Here is an 18,076-nt window from a genome sequence, read left to right as displayed (position 1 = left end):
TACCGACGAGGAACGTGTACGGGCTCGCCCGAAGCGCGCCGTACCGGCAGTACTGGCGGAGTACTGGCAGCAGCACGTCAGCGGCGACTCCTAGCCTCGGAATCCAGTTCGCCCGCACTACTGGCGGGCACCGCCTGAGGAGGAGAAGCGATGAGTTCCTGGGTTCGAACGCGAACGGCGGCGCTGTTGGGAGCACTGCTCGTCGCGGTCGGTTCGATCGCCCTGAGCCCGGGGCCGGCCGCCGCGGCTGGGGCCGGGACCAGTGCGGTCACGCTGTGCGAGATCGAGCTGGAGCTGGGCGAGTCCGGGAGTTGCGTCGAACGGTTGCAGCGGCGGCTCAACGAGCTGGGGCTCAACTGCGGCAACCAGCTCGACGTCGACGGACAGTTCGGTACGGCGACCCGGATGCGCGTGTACGCCTTCCAGGGCCGCAACCGGCTGGACATGGTCGGCGTGGTGGGATCCGTGACCCGAGCCAAGCTCGCCGACCCGGACGAGGGTCTGGCCGTCGCCTGTGACGCGACAGTCGAGAGTCAGATTCGCGCCGTCTTCCCGGCAGCGATCGCGAACAAGGCCGTCCGGGTCGCCCGCTGCGAGTCCGGGCTCAACCCGATCGCCGTCGGTCTCAACACGAACGGAACCAAGGACGTCGGGGTGTTCCAGTTCAACACCGGCGGAACTCTCCAGGAGTACCTGCCGGGCAGTGACGCCGGCGAGAAGATCGACCGGGCCCTGAGCTCGGCCGACAACATCCACGCTGCCTACGACCTGTACCGCGCTCGCGGCTGGCAGCCGTGGGACAGCTCCGCAAACTGCCACGGCTGACCGTCGACCTTTTCTCGTGCACGGAACCCGCCCGAAAGGAAAGCGCACCATGAAATGGAAACATCTCACCCGGAGGATCACGACGTCGGTCCTGGCCCTCGTCACCGCGCTCACCGGAGCCGTCGTCATCGCCGCGACACCGGCGTACGCCGATGGGCTGGACAACCCGAGCGGGACGCTCACCGTCGAATGCCCGGGGGCGTCCGCCTTCATCCAGGTCGACTGGCTGGGCCCGAACCGGGTGACGGTCCGCTGGTCCCTCGAAGACACCGGAACGGCGTCCGACTTCTCTCCGGTGCTGCGCGTCCAAGCGGTCGACGGTGACGGCACCGTGGCGCCCATGGTCTTCCCCAGCGGGGACACCTACTTCATCCTCCGGGGCGGCAACGGCCACAGCCAGGTCGGTCTCGAGGCGGACTGGAACCCCGGCAACATGGCCGACCTCAATCACCTGAAGGTGAAGGTCCAGAACGGCACCACCGAGCAGGGGACCGCCTGCACCGAGTCCCGCAACATCTTCAACTGGAGCAGGATCGCCTACAACAACGCCTGGAGCCAGGAGAAGAAGCCCTACGAGTGGGGAGGGGTAGGGCCGAACGAGTACGACTGCTCCGGGCTGACACTCTGGTCCTACAACCAGATCCCGCTCTTCCCCGGTTTCGGCGGTGTCCGTACAGCCGACTCGATCTACAACTGGGCGACGTCGCACACCTCGCCCGCGAAGGTCTACGCGAAGCGGGTCGACCGGGCGGACGCGAAGGTCGGCGACCTGTTCTTCTACAACACCGACGGCGACGCGGCGATCGACCACGTCGACTTCTACGCCGGAAACAACGAAGCCTATGGCGCCCTCAACGAAGACCTCGGCATCGCCACGCACCCCATGTGGAGCGGCGTCGTCGGCATCTACCGGATCCTCGGCGTCTCCACCGACGGCTGACAAGCACCGCGGGTGCCTCTGCTGGGGCACCCGCGGTCAGTGGGGGAGTGTGTGAAGGAAGCGGGTGGGGGTGGGGGTGTAGCCGTGGGACTCGTAGAAGGTGTGGGCTTGGGAGCGGTGGGTTGCGCTGGTTACCTCCATGCGGAGGCAGCCGTGGTTGGTGGCGAAGGATTCTGCGGCCGTGATGAGGTGGGAGCCGACGCCTTGGCGGCGGGCTTTGTCCGAGACGACGAGGGCGACGATGCGGGCCCAGGTGCCGTCGCGTTCGAAGAACGGGCAGGTGTGTACGGCGATGACGCCCAGGAGACCCTGCTCTGTGTCCGCGACGTAGACCGCTCCGTCCGGGTCGTCGGTCCAGGTCTTGATGCGGGCCGCCGTCGTGGCGGGATCAGACTGCGGATAGCCCAACTGATCCAGTAGTTCGTTGATGGCGGCAGCGTCCGTACTGCGGGCGAGACGGATGTCCATCAGGCGATCGGGAAGTCGAAGTAGGTGTCCGGGTAGGGCTCGTCCAGCAACGTGTAGTGCCACCATTCGTGGTCGCACCGGCTGAACCCCGCGGACTCCATGATCGAGCAGAGGTGCCGCCGGTTCTCGGCCTCGAGTGAGGTGATGCCGGTGGCGCCGTGGTGCGAGATCGAGTCCATCAGGTCGTGGTGGCCGCCCATCGGAGCCAGTTCGCCGGTCGCCAGGTCGTACAGCGTGAGGTCGACCGTACTGCCGCGGCTGTGCCCCGATTTCGTTGCCACGTAGCCCTTTTCGAACATCTCCAGACGGTCGATGTTCGGATAGTGTCGCGGCTTCGTACGGCGGTCCTCGGGCTGTCGCGCCCAGCGCAGGAAGTTGTCGACGGCACGTTGTGGCCGATAGCCGTCCCACAGCAGGAGCCCGAAGCCGAGCGGTTCCGCCTTCTCGCGTGCTCTCTCCAGCGCCGCGCACAGCGCCCGCGTCCCGGCGATCCGGTTCACCAGGTAGCCGTCCACCGGTTTGCCGGTGAAGTTGTCCCACGTGGCGTACTTGGAATCCCACCGGATCCCCGGCGCCATCTCGTCCACGAAGGCGAAGTCAGCGTTCACTGGAGCTTCCCGGTCAGGGTCACCGACACTAGCCGGTCGATCACTTCACTCAGCGGTACGCCGGCCGCCGCCATCATCCTGGGATAACGGCTGTACGACGTCATACCGGGCAAGGTGTTGACCTCGTTGAGGACTGCTCGACCGTCCGCGGTGAGGAACAGGTCGACACGGGCCAGCCCGCCGCAGCCCAGCGCCCGGTACACGGCCTGCGCGGTCTCCTGGATGAGCGCCCGCGACTCCTCCGAGATGTCTGCGGGAACGACGAACGTCGCGTTCTCGGAACCTGTCTCCGGCGAATCCTCCTGGTGGATCTTGAAGAAGCCGTGCGTCAGCGCGACGCGATCCAGCTCGCCGGTCATCAGGTCCACGTCGTTCCCGAGGACCGCGCAGCCGACCTCACTGCCGACGACGGCCTCTTCGATCAGCACCTTCGAGTCGTACTGGCCGGCGGTCTCGAGAGCTTCCCGCAGTTCGGCGGCGTCGGACACCTTGGTGACGCCGAAGGACGAACCCGATCGGGCCGGCTTCACGAAGACGGGATACGGCAGCTGCTCGGGATCGAGGTCGGGCGTGGCGAACCAGAAGTTCGGTGTCGCGATGCCGGCGCTGCGGGCGACGGTGTAGGTCAGCGACTTGTCGATGCACTGCACGGAACTCTGCACATCGCAGCCCACGTAGGGGATCCCGGACAGTTCCAGCAAGCCCTGGATCACACCGTCCTCGCCGCGTTTGCCGTGCAGCACCGGAAACACCAGGTCCAGGTTGATCGTCCGGTACTGCCCCTGCCTGATCCGCGAACCCATCCGGTCGGACTCCAGGACGAGCAGGCCCTGGACGCTGCTGTCCGGCGACAGTACGACCGGTCGGCAGTTGCCGTTCTCCCAGTCCGGGCCGGGGCCGTCGCAGAGTTTCCACGCGCCGCGCTCGGTGATCCCGATGTAGAACGGCTCGTACTTGTCGAGGTCGAGGTTCTTCGCGATCTCCTGCGCGGACTTGACCGAGATGTGGTGCTCCTCGGAGATGCCGCCGAAGAGGACGGCGATCTTGACCCTATTCATGGTGTTCCCTGCTTCCGAATCTCAGGCAATTGATGATGGAGTTCTCGACCGTGTCGCGGAGTGCGTGGTCGGTGTAGTAGGCGGTGTGCGGACTGACGATCACGTTCGGCAGCTTCTGCAGCCGCAGCAGCAGGTCGCTCTCGACGGGTTCGTCGCGGCGGTCGGCGTAGAAGATGCCTTCTTCGCCTTCGAGTACGTCGAGGGCGGCGCCACCCAGCCGCCCGCTTTCCAGGGCCGCGAGCAGCGCCTCGGTGTCCAGGAGTGCCCCGCGTCCGGTGTTGACCACGAACGCGCCGGGCTTCAGCTGCCCGATCCGCCGGCGGTCCAGGAAATGATGCGTTTCCGCGGTAAGCGGCGTGTGCAGCGTCACGATGTCGCTCCGCCGCAGAAGCTCCTCGAGCGGAACACGTGTTCCGGGATCCTTGTCATAGGCAAGCACCACGCACCCGAACCCGCGCAGCCGGTCGATCACCGCGCTGCCGATGCGCCCCGTTCCGACGACGCCGACGGTCAGGTCGCGGAGTTCTCGCCCGCGGGTGGCGCTCAACCGGTAGTCGTGGACGTCGGCGCGCCGGAGGACCGACTTCATGTTCCGGACCGCCATCAGCATCAGCATCAGCGTGTAGTCCGCAACGCTGTCGGGTGAGTACGCGACGTTCTCGACGCGGATGCCGACGCGCTCGGCGTACCGCACGTCGATGTGGTTGTAGCCGACGCTTCGGGTGGAGATGTAGGTGACTCCGACCCGGCTCAGTGCGCGCAGGGTGGCGTTCGTGACGCGGGTCTTGTGGCCGACGCTGACGCATCGACTGCCGAACGCAAGGTCGATGTTGGCCTCGGAGACCGCGGCGTCGGTGATGGTCGGCGCGATGCCGAAGCGTGGCGCCAGTTCCCGGAACAAGGCGGCTTCGTCCGGTTCACACCCGAAGACGGTGAGGTCCGTGACGGTACGCCGTACCGCCAGAGCAGCTGGTTCGGTCATCTTCGCTTGCCTCTCAGGTGTTCGCGCCGCTTCATGTAGAGGTCGAAGGCCCGGTACATCACCGGCCGCAGGGGCAGGTCCCACTCGCCGACGTACCGGACCGCCTGACCTCCGGTGCCGACCTTGAACTGGATCAGTCCGACGTGCGGGTCGTCGACGTCGAGGGTCGGGGTGATGCCGCGGAGGTCGTACACGTCGCAGCCGGCCGCGAGCGCGTCGCGGATCATCGCCCACTGGCACGCGTTCGAGCCGCGGACCTCCCGCTTCTCGGTCGCGGAGGCGCCGTACGAGTACCAGGCGTAGGCCCCGACCTGGACCAGGATCGTCGCTGCGACCAGATCGCCCTGGTGACGGGCCAGATAGAGCTTGATCCGCGAAGGGTCCTCCGCGCTCAGCTCGGCGAACATCGTCTCGAAGTACCGCAGCGGCCGCGGCACGAAGTGGTCGCGCTCGGCGGTGTGCACGTACAGATCGTGAAACGCCTTCAGATCCGTGCCGACCGTGACCTCGACACCGGCTCGTGCAGCCTTCTTGATGTTCCGCCGCCAGAGCTGGTTCATCCCCCCGAGTACGTCGTCCGCGCTGCGGCCGGCCAGCGGGACCTCGTACTTGAACTGCGGCTGCCCGGCCCCGAACCCGTCCTCCGGGTTCTGCGCCAGCCACCCGGCGCCACGCAGCCAATCAGCCACCCGCCGACCCACCGGATCGAAGACCGCCTCGGGCATGTCGGTGAGCTTCCCGATGCCCGGATCCGCGATCCCGGCCTTGACCTGAGTGGCGCTCCAACTGTCCGTCCGCAGCGGCGGAACGAGCCGGATCGCGAACGCTCCCTGCGCCTTCAGGTACGCCGCCAACGGGTCGAGCCACCCGCTGAGATCGCCGGTCCAGTCGATGGACGGCCCCTCGGGCAGATAGGCCAGCGTATGACGCTCGAGCCGAGGTACCGGCCGGTGCAGCACGAGTCCGGCGCCGACGAGCCGAGGACCGTCGTACCAGCCGAGGGATTCGCTCCGCCATTCGGTCTTCACGCGGCCCCATGCCGGGGTCTGCAGGAAGCTGACCGACCGCTGGGTCCGCACGTACTCCAGATGCTCGATCGAGCTGATCGGCGCGACGGTCAGCGTCACCGCTGCATCCTCGGATCGTGCGTCGGGTCGGCGTACCTGGGCGGGCAGCCGCGCGTGACGGCCTCCGGGCGCAGCTCGTAGTGCCACGGCTCGTTGTCGTAGATCTGGCACAGCCCGTACCTGGCGCCATGCTCGGACAGCCACGCCGTCGCGTCGGAGCGCCCGATGTCGATCGCCTGCCCCGACACATGCGGCGACGTCGTCGGGGTCGCGACCCAGCGCGCCGCCTCCTGCTCGGAGCCGTACTTCGACACCGCCTCGCGGAGCAGGTGCTCCTGGTACGCCGGCGTACGCCAGCCGCTGTTGACGAAGAACTGCACCCCGTCGTCCGCGGCGTCGGTCGCGGCCTTGCGCAGGGCAACGAGCAGCGCGGGATCGAGGTTCGCGACCGCGGGAATGTCGTCGAAGACCGTGACCCCGTCGGGTACGGCGCCGTCGGTCTCGCCGAGCGTGGATCCGGCCGAGTACGACGGGACCGCGAGTGATTGGTGGATGAACACGCCGATGATCGCCACGTTGGCGACGACGAGCGCCGCCCGGAAGGTCATCCGGCGTGAAGGTGCGCTGACGGACATGGGTCCAGTCAAAACAGGCGCGTGTTGTCGGCGCGTATCCGGTTTTGGATATGCGGGCGATATGCGCCGCCTCGTACCATCGAGACTGTGCGGGTACTGATCGTCGAGGACGAACCTGAGATGGCGGACGCCATCCGTGCCGGTCTGCGCCTCGAAGCGATCGCCGCCGATGTGGCCGGCGACGGTGACGTGGCGCTGGAGCTGCTGAGTATCAACAGCTACGACATCGCTGTTCTGGACCGCGACATCCCGGGCCCGTCCGGCGACGAGATCGCCAAGCGGATTGTTGCCTCGGGCAGCGGTATGCCGATCCTGATGCTGACCGCGGCCGACCGGATCGACGACAAGGCGTCGGGGTTCGAGCTCGGCGCCGACGACTACCTCACGAAACCGTTCGAACTCCAGGAGCTGGTGCTCCGGTTGCGGGCGCTCGACCGCCGACGCGCCCACAACCGGCCGCCGGTGTGGGAGATCGCGGGCCTGCGGCTGGACCCGTTCCGCCGGGAGGTCTACCGCGACGGCCGGTACGTCGCGCTCACCCGGAAGCAGTTCGCCGTCCTCGAGGTCCTGGTCGCTGCCGAAGGAGGGGTCGTCAGCGCGGAGGAGCTGCTCGCGCGGGCCTGGGACGAGAACGCCGACCCGTTTACGAACGCCGTACGGATCACTGTCTCGGCACTGCGCAAACGCCTCGGTGAGCCGTGGCTGATCGCCACCGTGGCCGGCTCCGGCTATCGCATCGACACTGGAGCTGAGGGTCGTGAATAGGGAGCCCGGGCTGAGCGTTCGGCTCAAGCTGACTCTCAGTTATGCGGGATTCATCATGCTGGCCGGTGCCTTGCTGCTCGCGGTCGTGTGGGTGTTCCTGCTGCGCTACGTGCCTGACGTGACAATGGGCCCGCTACGCACGCCCGACCGCTCCGACCTGATGCGTGCCTTCGTCCCGAAGGTCACCATGATGCTGGCGTTCCTGCTGGTCTTCGGTCTCGCCGGTGGATGGATTCTGGCCGGCAGCATGCTCGCGCCGCTGACCCGGATCACCAACGCGACCCGCCTGGCCGCGAACGGCTCGCTGTCGCACCGGATCCATCTGGAGGGCCGCACCGACGAGTTCCGCGAGCTGGCCGACGCCTTCGACGTCATGCTCGCCCGGATCGAGGCGCACGACGCGGAGCAGCGGCGGTTCGCGGCGAACGCCTCGCACGAACTGCGCACCCCGCTGGCGATCACGCAGACACTGCTCGACGTGGCCCGCAAGGACCTGAACCACGACCCCGGCGAACTCGTCGAGCGCCTGCACCTGGTGAACACCCGGGCGATCGACCTCATCGAGGCGCTGCTCATGCTCAGCCGCGCCAACCAGCGGACCTTCATCCGGGAACCCGTCGACCTGTCCCTCCTGGCGGAGGAGGCCACCGAGACGCTGCTCCCACTCGCGGAGAAGCGCGGCCTCACCCTTGAGACCTCGGGAGACGTGGCCCCCACCATGGGTTCGACCTCGCTCCTCCTGCAGCTGACGACGAACCTCGTCCACAATGCGATCGTCCACAATCTGCCGGTTCAGGGCAGCATCTGGGTCCGGACCGGCGTCGGCCCCCGGACCGTGTCGCTCACCGTCGAGAACACCGGCCAGAAACTGACCGCGCACCTGGTGTCCACGCTGGTCGAGCCGTTTCAGCGGGGGGCCGAGCGCGCCCGCTCCGACCACGCGGGCGTCGGGCTCGGCCTCGCCATCGTCAACAGCATCGCGCAGGCCCACAACGGAACCCTCACCCTCACTCCACGCGACGGCGGCGGGCTCCGCGCCACCGTGGAACTGCCCTTGCGGAGTGTCGAGAAGAGCTGGACGCGACGAGCCCGTGGAGCCGCCGGGCCGGAAATCTGATCTTCAGCGGTTCTTGGCCGTGAGAGTCAGGTGCGTGATGCCGCTCGGACTCGTGACGACCTCGATGTCGTAGGTGTCCTCGAGGGCCTCCAGGCCGTCCCACAGGCGGACGCCGCGGCCCAGCAGGATCGGGACCTGGGCGATGTGCGCGTAGTCGACCAGGCCCTCGGCCAGGAACTCGCGGACGACGGTCGGACCGCCGCCGACCCGGATGTCGGCGCCGTTCGCCGCGGCCCGGGCCTGCTCGATCGCTTCCTGGGGCGTGCCGTCGAGGAAGTGGTACGTCGTCCCGCCCTCCATCTCGACCGACGCGCGCGGGCGGTGGGTGAGCACGAACACCGGCGAGTGGAACGGCGGGTTCGGGCCCCACCAGCCCTTCCAGTCCGGATCGTCCTGCCAGCCGGGCGGGCCGAACTTCCCGGCGCCCATGATCTCGGCGCCGATCCCCGGCTCGTGCCGTTCGGCGAACGCGTTCTCGGTGCCGACGGTGCCACCGGGCAGACCGTCCGCCGCGTGGAAGAACTTGGTGGCGACCAGCCACTCGTGCAGCCGCTCGCCGGCATGCCCGAACGGCGCCTCCAGGGACTGCCCGTCCCCAGTGGCGAACCCGTCGAGCGAGATCGCAAGGTTGTGAACACGAACTTCGGACATCGCACTACTCCTTCGTTCCGGCACCGCCCTTCGGCGCCCTCACGGAAAGGTCGGCACCGGCCGCCCCGTCTTGACATCACCCCACAGAAATCTCCATTTTGCCGCTGGTTCACCGGCGGAATGAGTCTGATTAGCGTGTCCGGTATGGAGAGAGCTCACATCAACAGGAGAACGGTTCTGGGCGGCCTGGCCGGGGCTGTCGGCGCCACGGCACTGCCGGGCGGAACGGCGTACGGAAGCAGTTCGCGGTATCCGGCGGCCTGGCCCGAGCTGACGCCGTACGGCGTGGCTGACACCCGGCTCGACCTGTGGCCGCGGGACAACAACTCCTTCGTGCTGCCGCTCGAACTCCGGCCCCGTGACGAGGAGCTCGGGCGGGTGTGGATGCGCGACACGTATGTCAACTGCTTCCGGGTCGATGGCCGCCCGCTGTACGTCGCAACGGGTACGACGCGGGTACCGGGGCGGCCGGGCGCCGGTCCGTGGAACGACGGGATCTTCGTCTGGACCGCATCGTCGCTGCGCGGCCCGTGGCGACTCGCCGACACGAGCGGGATCCGGCCGGACGCGGAGCGGGGCAAGGTCTGGTCACCCGAGTTCGCCGGCGAGAACACGCCGGGCCGTACTGTCGTCGCTCCGTGGCAGGAGTACTGGTACGACGACCAGTTCGGTAAGCGAGGAAACGCCTGGGCTCCCGAGCTGCACTACTTCCGCGGGACCTGGTACATCGTTGCCTGCATGGGCGACCACTCGCGCAAGGTCGGATCGTTCCTGCTGATCAGCGAGGGCGGCGTCGAGGGCCCGTACCGGGTTGCCCAGGGCAACTACGACAAGCCGTTCGGCGACTCGTTCATCGGCGGCCCGCCGTTCATTGAACCCGGCGCCTACCACCACATCGACGGCGGCCTGTACTCCGAGGGCGACGACGCGTGGCTCGTCCTGCACAACAACCTCTACGCGAAGTTCCGCGACGACATGGAGGACATCGTCCCCACGACCAACCTGCCCACGTTCCAGCAGACCGCCTACACACCCGAGCCGTACCTCGAGGGCGCGTACGTGATGAAGCACGGCGGAAAGTACTACCTCATGCACGCCGCCTGGGACCGCGCCTCGACGAACCCGGACGGCACTGCACGCAACGCCTACGACCCGCCCGCACCGGGCCGCGTCCAATACCAGTACGACCTGATCATGGCCGTCGCCGACCACTTCGAAGGCCCGTACTCGAAACGCTGGACCGCAGGTGTCGGCGCCGGCCACAACAACCTGTTCACCGACGCCGCCGGCCACCTATGGGCCACGTTCTTCCGCAACCCTGCCTTCGGCTACTGGGCAGACCCCACCCGCGTCGACGATGCCGCCGTACCAGGCGTCGTACGGATGGAATGGACCGGCCCCGAGACCAACCGAATCTACGTCAAGCGCCGACCGGCCAACGGCTGAACCGGAGCTTTGTCATGCCCCGTGTGCTCACCCGCATCCTCCTGGTCGCCGGCGCGCTGGTCCTGGTGAGTGGTGGCTCCCTCAGCGGAGCCGCCACCCCCGCGCCAACCGCTAACACACTCCCGGCGCTGGGCGCGCTCGGTGCCAACTACAACGAGAACCTGGATCAGCTGAACTATCGCGAGCTGCGCGCGGCACGCGCGACCTGGGTCCGCGGCTTCTACCCGCTGCCCGAGGCCGACACCGTCCCGCCCGGGCAGAGCGAGACCCTCAAGGTCATCCGCGATGCTCACAACCGCGGCTACAAGACCCTGCTCAGCCTGAAGTTCCCGAAGACCGGGACGTCGTTCCCACGACCAGGCACCCCGGAGATGGCCGCCGAGCTCGAGCGACTCGATCGAGTGCTCCCGCTGGTGCTCGGCACGGTAGACGTTGTCACGATCGGCAACGAGCCGTTCATCGAGAGCTTGCCGGCCGAGCGCGACGTACGCCTCAACGAGTTCTACGAGACCGTCGCGCGCCACATCATCCAGGCCCAGCCCGCAGGAAGCACCACCCACCTCTTCATGGGCGCACTGAACCGGCTGGATCTGCCGCAGAACCGCACACCCGCCGTCGAGCGTTATCTGAGGTTCGTCCGCGAGACACCTGAGCTCGAGGGCGTCGACCTGCATCCGCACGTCGCCGACGAGGCGGCGATCCAGAAATTCCTCGACTACACACTGCCGCGGCTCCGGCCCGGCCAGACGTTCCTCGTCACCGAGTTCTCGCTCGTCTGGTACTGGCAGCAGCACCTCACCGACCGCATCCCGGCGGCCTTCGCCCAGCGGTACGGCTATCTGCCGGAAACGCAGGTGTGGCAGGTCATCGGCGACGCGATCAAGGCGCCGTTCCCCGCGCGCAAGTGGAACGATCTGCTGTCCGAGAGCCCGTGGTTCGAGTCCAAGAAGCACTTCCTGCGGGACGAGTTGGACCGCTTCCGCGCGACGGGCCGGCTGGCTGTGGCGACGTACGGCTTCCGGCAGATCCCGTCCATGACAACCGGATGGAGCGCCACGAAAACGCCCTGGCTGTTGAACTCAGTGTTCGCCCCGCTGACGGTGCGGCCGCGTGACAGCGCCATGTCGACGCCGGGCTATGCCTGGATCGACGACTTCCGCGCACTGCAGTGAGAGCCGTGGGCCCTCGGCTGAGGGCCCACGGGCACTACTCCTTCTGGTACGTCGTTTCGTCGAGGCCGCTCATCGTCGGGTCGTAGGCGACCTCGCCCACGTCGTACATGGACGTCATCCAGTGGTAGAAGTTGTCGCCACGCTCCCGCAGCACCGTGTACAGCCGTCGCAGCATCCGCGACCGTACCTCGGCCTGCTCCGGGTGCTCGTACACGTTGAGCAGTTCGTCCGGATCGAGTTCCAGGTCGTAGAGCTCGTTCACCGAGTCCGGATTCACCACGAGCTTGTACCGGTCCGTCCGCAGCATCCGTTGCGGGTAAGGGAAGTGGTGCCCGTGGAACTCGCACACGATGTCGTCGTCCCACTCGACCGGCTCTCCGCTCACCAGCGGCAGCAGGCTCCGCGAGTCCACGGCCGCCTTCGGATCGGCGCTGGCCAGTTCGAGGATCGTCGCGGTGCAGTCGAGCAGACTCACGAACTCATCCCGTACGACGCCTTCCGGCTGCCCCGGCACGCGTAGCAGACCGGGAGTGCGGTAGATGTCCTCGTACATCGCCGGCCCCTTGTCGTGCAGCCGGTGCGAGCCGGTGAACTCCCCGTGGTCACACGTGAAGAACACCGACGTATCGTCGGCGAGCCCGAGCCGCTCCATCGCGTCGAGCACCCGGCCAAGCTCGAAGTCGATCAGCGCGACGTACCCCTGGTAGATCGCGATGAGCTTGCGCGTGGTCTCGATCGGCATCGTGTCGAATGTCCAGTGCGCGCTGTAGTTCTTCTGCACCATCGGCTTGCCCTGGAACGTCTCCGCCACCGATCGCGGCAGTTCGACATCCGCGGGATCGATCAGGTCGAAGTACTCGTCCGGCAGGATGTACGGCAGGTGCGGCCCGAAGAAGTGCAGTGCGAGGAAGAACGGTTTCCCACCGTCCGCGGCGTACCGCTCCAGCATCTCGATCGCCCGCGTCGCGAGATAGTGCTCGAAGGTCGCCTCCACCGGCTGGTGCAGCCGGGCGGCGAGCAGGTTGCCGGGCCCGCCGTTGGGCAGCGTGCCGCGGATCCGGTCCGAGATCTCGTACGGCGGCAGTCCCCGCTCCTCGAGGTAGGCCAGGTAGTCCGGGTGATCGACCGGGTTGTGCCAGCCCGGGAGATCGGGGCCGTCGAAGCCGAAGTCACCGGCCGACTTCCGCGTGCCGACATGCCACTTGCCGATCAGCCCGCAGTTGTAGCCACGATCGCGCAGCGCCTGCGAGAACGCGAACTGTCCTTCGCCCAGGTCCTCGAGATACCCGACGTTCCGCTCGTAGTTCGCCAGCAGCTTGTGCCGGAACGGCGCCTGACCCGTGAGCAGGCTGGCGCGGGCCGGCGTACAGATCGCCGTCGGCGTGTACCAGCGGTCGAACCGGGTCCCGGTGCGGGCCAGCTCGTCGAGGTTCGGGGTCGTGCCCAACTGGTTGCCGTAGGCACCGAGGGTGTCGGCCCGGTGCTGGTCGGTCATCAGGAACAGGATGTTCTTCGGCTCGGTCACTTGGACGCCGCCGCGGTGAACAGATCGCCCGTGTAGTAGGTCTTCGGGTCCGTCTTCGTCTTGAGCTTTCCGGCCTGGACGAAGTAGTCGGTCATTCCGTTCAGCCACTTGCCGATCGTGCCGTCCTTGGTCTTGGCGTCGAGTTCGTCGACCGGCAGCACCTTGACGTTGCTCGCGTCCGCCTTGACCTGGTCGACCGGCACGCTGAGCATCTTCGCGGTCAGTTCGATCGCCTTGTCCGGGTTCGCGGAGCGGTAGGCCATCGCGTCCCGCAGTACGGCGATCGTCTTCTCGGTCTTGTCCTTCTGGCCCGACACGACGTCGTTGCCGGCCACGAATGCGGTCGGGAACGAGACCTGGGACTCGAAGTCGGAGTTCTTGGCGAGCTCGGTCAGATCCGGCACCTGCTTCTTGATGGTGCCGATGGCGGGGTACCAGAAGCCGGCCGCGTCGATCTTCTTGGACGCGAACGCCGAGACGATCGTCGAGGCGTCCATGTTGACGACCTTCAGGTCCTTCTTCGTCATCCCGGCCTTCTGCAGCGCGAGGGTGAGGATCATGTCACCCGACGTGCCTTCCGGTACGCCGACGGTCTTGCCGCGGAGCTGGTCGATCGAGGTGGTGCCGGAGCGGGCGATCACCCGGTCGGCGTTGCCGAGGGTGTTGATCGCGATGATCTTCGCCTGCCCGGACGCCGGCAGCCAGAACGCGCCCGGGCCGATGTAGCCGAAGTCGAGGTCGCCGGTGCCGAGCGCCTGGATCTGCAGCGGGCCGTTGGTGAAGACCTTGGCGTCGGCCTTCAGCCCGTGTTTCTCCCAGAGCTTCTGGTCCTTCGCGATCGCGAGCAGGCTGGTGCCGTTGTAGTCGGCGATGTAGCCGAAGTTCACGGTCTGCAGGGGTCCGCCTGCTTCGTCTTCGGATCCGCCGCAACCGGCGAGGGCGAGGGTGAGAGCGACGGCACCAGCCGCCAGCTTGCGTGAAAGAGACATGAGGTTCCTTAAGATCGAGCTGCGACAGGGGCCGCGGTGCGGCCGTCCTGGTGGTAGACGGAGTGCCAGACCCGGTTGCGCAGGTCGGCGAACTCGGGGCTGAGGCGGAAGTCCTCCGACCGCGGGTACGGCAGGTCGACCTCGACCACGTCGTAGATCCGTCCCGGCCGGGCGGCCATCACGATGACGCGGTTCGCGAGGAAGACCGCCTCGTCGACGTCGTGCGTGATGAACAGGACCGTGCGCTGCTCCTGGCTCCAGGTGTCGAGGAGCTGCTCCTGCAGCTTGACCCGGGTCAGAGCGTCCAGGGCGCCGAACGGTTCGTCCATCAGCAGGATCGACGGATTCACGGCGTACGCACGGGCGATCGCGCAGCGCTGCCGCATACCGCCGGACAGCATCTTGGGCAGCGCGTCCGCGAAGTCGCCGAGCCCTACCAGGTCGATGAAGTGCTGGGCCCGTTCGCGTCGCTCGGCCTTGCCGACGCCTGCGGTCTTGAGGCCGAACTCGACGTTCTTGCGCACGGTGAGCCAGGGGAAGAGCGCGTACTGCTGGAAGATCACGCCGCGCTCGGGCCCGGGCCCCGACACCGGTACGCCGTCGACGAGCGCGCGCCCCGCGGTCGGTTCCTCCAGACCGGCGAGGATGTTCATCAGCGTGCTCTTGCCGCACCCCGACGGACCGACCACGGTGATGAACTCGTTGTCCGCGATGTCGAGCGACACCTGGTCGAGGGCGGTGAAGGTGTCCTTGCCCAAGGCAAATGTCTTGGTGACGGACTGGACGGAGATCATCGGCGCTCCTGCCATCCGGTGAGTTTGCGTTCGGCCACGAGCAGGATCCGGTCCATCAGCAGGCCGAGGATCCCGATCGAGATCAGGCCGACGAAGATCGTCGGCAGGTCGTAGTAGAGCTGCGCGTTCTGCATCCGGAAGCCGAGGCCCTGCTGCGCGGCGATCAGCTCGGCGGCGACCAGAGTGGCCCAGGCCGACCCGAGCCCCACCCGCATGCCGACGAGGATGAACGGCGTCGACGCGGGCACCACCACCCGGGCGAAGATGCCGGCGTCCTTGGCGCCCAGCACCCGGGCCGCGTTGATCAGCGTGCGGTCGACGTTGACCACGCCCTGGAACGTCGAGATCACGCAGGCGAGGAACGCGGCCAGGAAGATCACGAAGATCTTCGGCGCCTCGCCGATCCCCATCAGCACGATGGCCAGCGGGATGATCGCCAGCGGCGGAACGGTACGGAAGAACTGGATCCACGGCTCGACCAGTCCGCGAACGGCGGCGTACCAGCCCATCAGGAACCCGACGGGGACGGCGGCGGCGGTGCCGAGCGCGAAGCCGATCAGGACCCGGGTCAGGCTGGCCAGGACGTCCTTGCCCAGCGTGCCGTTCCCGATCAGGGTGATCGCCTGCGTGACGACCTCGGGCGGCGTGGGCAGTTTGAGTCCGGCGAGAGCCAGCGCCCACCACACCGCGATACCGAGGGCGACCGAGACCGCGTTCAGGAGCAGGGGAAGACCACCCGTCCGGGTGCGCGTTCGTCCGCCGGCGCGGTCGCGCGGCTTGGCGCCGCGGGCGGTCTGGTCACTGATGACGGCCATCGGCCACTCCTCGGGTCTGCCGCGGGGGCATCGCCGCCCGCGGACCGGCGCCGGTCGGCGCCGGCGTCTCTGGGTAGCCCGCCAGCAGTGGCGAGCTGTGGAACACCGCGGCGAGGGCACCGAGAGCGCCGTCGTCGTCGGCCAGGTGCGCTGCCCGTACGTCGGCGGCGTGCGCGGCGAGGTGCGCCGCTCGTACGTCGGGGGAGGGGGTGCTCGGGAAGCTCTCGTACGCGACTGTTGCGGAGGCTTGCTGGACGATCACGGGCGCGAGGCGGGTGATCTCTCCGCCGATGACGATCTCGGACGGGTTCAGCGCCATCGCGACGGCAGCGAGTACGCGGCCGACCGCGGCGGCAGCGTCGCGCAGTACCCGGTCGGCCAGTGGATGCGAGCGGGCGATCGCGGCCGCGAGGTCGTCCAGGCTCTCCACCGGGAGCCCGGCCGCCCGGCAGGCGGCCAGGATCGCGGGGACCGAGGCGATGGTCTCGAGGCAGCCGTTCTTGCCGCACCGGCAGGGGCTGCCGTCGGCCGTGACTGTGACGTGGCCGAGTTCGCCGGCCAGCCCGGCCGAACCGGACACCAGCCGGCCGCCCACCACGAGCCCGCCGCCGACGCCGTCGGACAGACGGACGTAGAGGAGGTTCTCGATCGCCTTCTCACCGAAGATCGCCTCCGCCAGCGCCGCCAGCCGGGTGTTGTTGTCGACGATCACCGGCGCGCCGAATCGCTCCCCGAAGGCCTCGTCGACCGACGCCTCGTGGAAACCGTCGGCCGCCGACCGGTGCGAGGGGTAGTCGCGTACGCCCGGCTTGCCCGAGTACGGCCCGGGAATGCCGATCCCCACCCCCTGCAGCGCGCCGTAGTGGACGCCGTACTGGTCGCTGAGGCGCTCCACCAGGCGGAAGGCGACATCGAGCCGGGTCGGCCAGTCGACATGGTCCGCATACCGGTCGGAACCAGAGGCCACGATCTCGTGCGAGGCGTCGGCCACGACGACGTGGACGCGGCGATGCCCGAAGTCGACGCCCATGAACTGCCCGGAAGCCGGATCCAGCGCCAGCCGCTCAGCGGGCCGGCCGCTGCCCTCGCGATGGGCCGCGTCGGTGTCGGTCACCACGATCGCGCCCCGTTGCAGCAGGCTCCCGGTGATCTCGGACAGCGTGGTGCGGGACAGGCCGATGGCCCGGGCGATCTGGTTCCGGCTGAGCGCGCCCTGCTCCCGCAGCACCTGGAGGACCCGCTCTTCGTGGGTCCTCCGCACCAGCGCCTGCACTCCTGGATAGCTCTGCACAACGGCGACGGTAGAAACCCGGAATTATTCCGTCAACACTCCGACAAAATTCGGCTTCCTTTCCGACGGCACCGGGCGCAACTCCCCACCGACCGCCAGGCCATCACAATTGATGGACGCCGGGGGCGGGTGCGCTCAGGGTGCGCTGGGGCGGGCAATCGTGATGGCCTGGAGATCCGGGCATCAGGCTGAGCGGAGGGTGATGTTGCCGCCGTGGGTGCGGGCGCGGACCTTGACGGTGCGGGCTGGGTGGTTGACGGACTCCAGTTCGTTGAAGATGCGGCCGACCGAGGTGTGTGCGTCCAGGGCGGCCGCGGTGCCTTCGGGTACGTCGATCGCGACCTCGCCGGTGGCGGTGTAGAGGTCGACGTTGCCGGTGCCGATGGCGCCGACGTGGATGTTGCCGCTCGCGGTCCGGGCGTTGATGTCGGCGCCGGCCGCTTCGACGGTGATGTGGCCGGTGGCCGACTTGGCCCGGAGGTTGCCGGTCACCGTGCCGACCCGGATGTCGCCGTTTGCGGTCTTCAGCTCGCACGAGCCGACCTCGCCCTCGACGACGTACTCGCCCTTGGCGGTGTATCCCTGGACGTCGGAGCCGGTCGGCAGCTCGATCAGCACCACGACCGCGCCGTACCGCTTGCTGAAGATCGAGCGCAGCTTCGGGTGCTTGACCTGCAGTTTGCCGTCGGTGAACTCGACGACCACCTGCTCGGCGGCCTTCACGTCCAGGTCCCAGGCGGGGTCGACGGGCCGGACCTCGACGACGGTGTCGGTACGGTCGCTCGCCCGCACCGTGATGTCGCCGAAGATGATGTCGACGGTGGCCGAGATCGGTGCGGGAGTGGTGAACGTGGACATCTGAGCTCCTTGGGGTGTCGGTTGCCGACAACTCTGGCCGCGCGCGCTGACAGGGCCCTGCGACGAGCGC

General features: G+C 67.9%; 19 protein-coding genes. 6 read left to right on the top strand and 13 right to left on the bottom strand.

All coding sequences use genetic code 11. The features are described from left to right. Nucleotides 1-150 precede the first annotated feature (150 nt). On the top strand, nucleotides 151-825 hold the full coding sequence (locus E0H92_RS20005) for a peptidoglycan-binding protein (protein WP_131497253.1): 675 nt from the start codon (nucleotides 151-153) through the stop codon (nucleotides 823-825). Nucleotides 826-874: 49 nt separating this feature from the next. Continuing rightward, complete coding sequence (locus E0H92_RS20000) at nucleotides 875-1,765, top strand: C40 family peptidase (protein ID WP_131497252.1); 891 nt, start codon at nucleotides 875-877, stop codon at nucleotides 1,763-1,765. Nucleotides 1,766-1,801: 36 nt separating this feature from the next. Here E0H92_RS20000 and E0H92_RS19995 read toward each other — a convergent pair whose 3' ends face one another. From E0H92_RS19995 to E0H92_RS19970, 6 genes are read right to left on the bottom strand one after another with little or no spacing between them, the layout of a single operon-like run. Then, nucleotides 1,802-2,233, bottom strand: a complete 432-nt coding sequence (locus E0H92_RS19995) for a GNAT family N-acetyltransferase (protein ID WP_131497251.1) — start codon at nucleotides 2,231-2,233, stop codon at nucleotides 1,802-1,804. Then, nucleotides 2,233-2,841, bottom strand: coding sequence for a D-Ala-D-Ala dipeptidase VanX (vanX, locus tag E0H92_RS19990; RefSeq protein WP_131497250.1), 609 nt, complete (start codon nucleotides 2,839-2,841; stop codon nucleotides 2,233-2,235). The genes E0H92_RS19995 and vanX overlap by 1 nt, the downstream gene beginning before the upstream one ends. After that, nucleotides 2,838-3,899 carry a D-alanine--(R)-lactate ligase gene (gene vanA, locus E0H92_RS19985; RefSeq protein WP_131497249.1) on the bottom strand — a complete coding sequence of 354 codons (1,062 nt, stop codon included), beginning with the start codon at nucleotides 3,897-3,899 and terminating at the stop codon, nucleotides 2,838-2,840. Before vanA ends, vanX begins: the two co-directional genes overlap by 4 nt. Then, nucleotides 3,892-4,881 (bottom strand): D-isomer specific 2-hydroxyacid dehydrogenase family protein, encoded by a 990-nt coding sequence (locus tag E0H92_RS19980; protein WP_131497248.1) that lies wholly within the window; start codon nucleotides 4,879-4,881, stop codon nucleotides 3,892-3,894. The genes vanA and E0H92_RS19980 overlap by 8 nt, the downstream gene beginning before the upstream one ends. After that, complete coding sequence (locus E0H92_RS19975; RefSeq protein ID WP_131497247.1) at nucleotides 4,878-6,008, bottom strand: lipid II:glycine glycyltransferase FemX; 1,131 nt, start codon at nucleotides 6,006-6,008, stop codon at nucleotides 4,878-4,880. The genes E0H92_RS19980 and E0H92_RS19975 overlap by 4 nt, the downstream gene beginning before the upstream one ends. Further along, nucleotides 6,005-6,583 carry a M15 family metallopeptidase gene (locus E0H92_RS19970; RefSeq protein ID WP_131459249.1) on the bottom strand — a complete coding sequence of 193 codons (579 nt, stop codon included), beginning with the start codon at nucleotides 6,581-6,583 and terminating at the stop codon, nucleotides 6,005-6,007. The genes E0H92_RS19975 and E0H92_RS19970 overlap by 4 nt, the downstream gene beginning before the upstream one ends. An 87-nt stretch (nucleotides 6,584-6,670) precedes the next feature. Here E0H92_RS19970 and E0H92_RS19965 point away from each other — a divergent pair, with 87 nt between their 5' ends. Both E0H92_RS19965 and E0H92_RS19960 read left to right on the top strand, forming a co-directional pair. Continuing rightward, entirely contained in the window at nucleotides 6,671-7,348 is a 678-nt protein-coding gene (locus tag E0H92_RS19965; RefSeq protein WP_131497246.1) for a response regulator transcription factor, read from the top strand. Next, nucleotides 7,341-8,465 (top strand): sensor histidine kinase, encoded by a 1,125-nt coding sequence (locus tag E0H92_RS19960; protein WP_131497245.1) that lies wholly within the window; start codon nucleotides 7,341-7,343, stop codon nucleotides 8,463-8,465. Before E0H92_RS19965 ends, E0H92_RS19960 begins: the two co-directional genes overlap by 8 nt. 3 nt (nucleotides 8,466-8,468) lie before the next feature. Here E0H92_RS19960 and E0H92_RS19955 read toward each other — a convergent pair whose 3' ends face one another. Beyond that, the gene (locus E0H92_RS19955) at nucleotides 8,469-9,116 is read right to left on the bottom strand and encodes a dihydrofolate reductase family protein (RefSeq protein WP_131497244.1); all 648 of its coding nucleotides are present in this window, start codon (nucleotides 9,114-9,116) and stop codon (nucleotides 8,469-8,471) included. Nucleotides 9,117-9,260: 144 nt separating this feature from the next. Here E0H92_RS19955 and E0H92_RS19950 point away from each other — a divergent pair, with 144 nt between their 5' ends. Together E0H92_RS19950 and E0H92_RS19945 are read left to right on the top strand one after the other, a co-directional pair. Continuing rightward, nucleotides 9,261-10,562 carry a family 43 glycosylhydrolase gene (locus E0H92_RS19950; protein ID WP_131497243.1) on the top strand — a complete coding sequence of 434 codons (1,302 nt, stop codon included), beginning with the start codon at nucleotides 9,261-9,263 and terminating at the stop codon, nucleotides 10,560-10,562. A 14-nt stretch (nucleotides 10,563-10,576) separates the two neighbouring features. After that, on the top strand, nucleotides 10,577-11,734 hold the full coding sequence (locus tag E0H92_RS19945; protein WP_202873700.1) for a hypothetical protein: 1,158 nt from the start codon (nucleotides 10,577-10,579) through the stop codon (nucleotides 11,732-11,734). A gap of 34 nt (nucleotides 11,735-11,768) precedes the next feature. Here the strand turns inward: E0H92_RS19945 and E0H92_RS19940 are convergent, their stop codons facing one another. The 6 genes from E0H92_RS19940 to E0H92_RS19915 all read right to left on the bottom strand — a co-directional run bounded on the left by E0H92_RS19940 (nucleotide 11,769) and on the right by E0H92_RS19915 (nucleotide 18,006). Then, nucleotides 11,769-13,259: a sulfatase family protein gene (locus tag E0H92_RS19940; protein ID WP_238173497.1), complete on the bottom strand. Its 1,491-nt coding sequence runs from the start codon at nucleotides 13,257-13,259 to the stop codon at nucleotides 11,769-11,771. Further along, nucleotides 13,256-14,248: an aliphatic sulfonate ABC transporter substrate-binding protein gene (locus tag E0H92_RS19935; protein WP_131497241.1), complete on the bottom strand. Its 993-nt coding sequence runs from the start codon at nucleotides 14,246-14,248 to the stop codon at nucleotides 13,256-13,258. Before E0H92_RS19935 ends, E0H92_RS19940 begins: the two co-directional genes overlap by 4 nt. An 8-nt stretch (nucleotides 14,249-14,256) precedes the next feature. Next, the gene (locus E0H92_RS19930; protein WP_131497240.1) at nucleotides 14,257-15,057 is read right to left on the bottom strand and encodes an ABC transporter ATP-binding protein; all 801 of its coding nucleotides are present in this window, start codon (nucleotides 15,055-15,057) and stop codon (nucleotides 14,257-14,259) included. Beyond that, complete coding sequence (locus E0H92_RS19925) at nucleotides 15,039-15,857, bottom strand: ABC transporter permease (RefSeq protein ID WP_131497239.1); 819 nt, start codon at nucleotides 15,855-15,857, stop codon at nucleotides 15,039-15,041. Before E0H92_RS19925 ends, E0H92_RS19930 begins: the two co-directional genes overlap by 19 nt. Then, nucleotides 15,841-17,148, bottom strand: a complete 1,308-nt coding sequence (locus tag E0H92_RS19920) for an ROK family transcriptional regulator (RefSeq protein ID WP_131497238.1) — start codon at nucleotides 17,146-17,148, stop codon at nucleotides 15,841-15,843. The genes E0H92_RS19925 and E0H92_RS19920 overlap by 17 nt, the downstream gene beginning before the upstream one ends. Before the next feature lie 183 nt (nucleotides 17,149-17,331). Then, nucleotides 17,332-18,006, bottom strand: a complete 675-nt coding sequence (locus tag E0H92_RS19915; protein WP_131497237.1) for a DUF4097 family beta strand repeat-containing protein — start codon at nucleotides 18,004-18,006, stop codon at nucleotides 17,332-17,334. Nucleotides 18,007-18,076: the final 70 nt, after the last annotated feature.

The organism is Kribbella speibonae (assembly GCF_004331375.1).
Lineage (GTDB): Bacteria > Actinomycetota > Actinomycetes > Propionibacteriales > Kribbellaceae > Kribbella > Kribbella sindirgiensis.
The sequence above is the reverse complement of the archived record's forward strand: the minus strand, read 5'-3'. Positions and strand labels throughout refer to the sequence as shown.

Coding starts and splice junctions, on each gene's coding strand:
- E0H92_RS19935 (WP_131497241.1), bottom strand. CDS start 14,248: ATGTCTCTTTCACGCAAGCTGGCGGCTGGTGCCGTCGCTCTCACCCTC.
- E0H92_RS20005 (WP_131497253.1), top strand. CDS start 151: ATGAGTTCCTGGGTTCGAACGCGAACGGCGGCGCTGTTGGGAGCACTG.
- E0H92_RS19915 (WP_131497237.1), bottom strand. CDS start 18,006: ATGTCCACGTTCACCACTCCCGCACCGATCTCGGCCACCGTCGACATC.
- E0H92_RS19950 (WP_131497243.1), top strand. CDS start 9,261: ATGGAGAGAGCTCACATCAACAGGAGAACGGTTCTGGGCGGCCTGGCC.
- E0H92_RS19925 (WP_131497239.1), bottom strand. CDS start 15,857: ATGGCCGTCATCAGTGACCAGACCGCCCGCGGCGCCAAGCCGCGCGAC.
- E0H92_RS19945 (WP_202873700.1), top strand. CDS start 10,577: ATGCCCCGTGTGCTCACCCGCATCCTCCTGGTCGCCGGCGCGCTGGTC.
- E0H92_RS19955 (WP_131497244.1), bottom strand. CDS start 9,116: ATGTCCGAAGTTCGTGTTCACAACCTTGCGATCTCGCTCGACGGGTTC.
- E0H92_RS19970 (WP_131459249.1), bottom strand. CDS start 6,583: ATGTCCGTCAGCGCACCTTCACGCCGGATGACCTTCCGGGCGGCGCTC.
- E0H92_RS19930 (WP_131497240.1), bottom strand. CDS start 15,057: ATGGCAGGAGCGCCGATGATCTCCGTCCAGTCCGTCACCAAGACATTT.
- vanA (WP_131497249.1), bottom strand. CDS start 3,899: ATGAATAGGGTCAAGATCGCCGTCCTCTTCGGCGGCATCTCCGAGGAG.
- E0H92_RS19995 (WP_131497251.1), bottom strand. CDS start 2,233: ATGGACATCCGTCTCGCCCGCAGTACGGACGCTGCCGCCATCAACGAA.
- E0H92_RS20000 (WP_131497252.1), top strand. CDS start 875: ATGAAATGGAAACATCTCACCCGGAGGATCACGACGTCGGTCCTGGCC.
- E0H92_RS19980 (WP_131497248.1), bottom strand. CDS start 4,881: ATGACCGAACCAGCTGCTCTGGCGGTACGGCGTACCGTCACGGACCTC.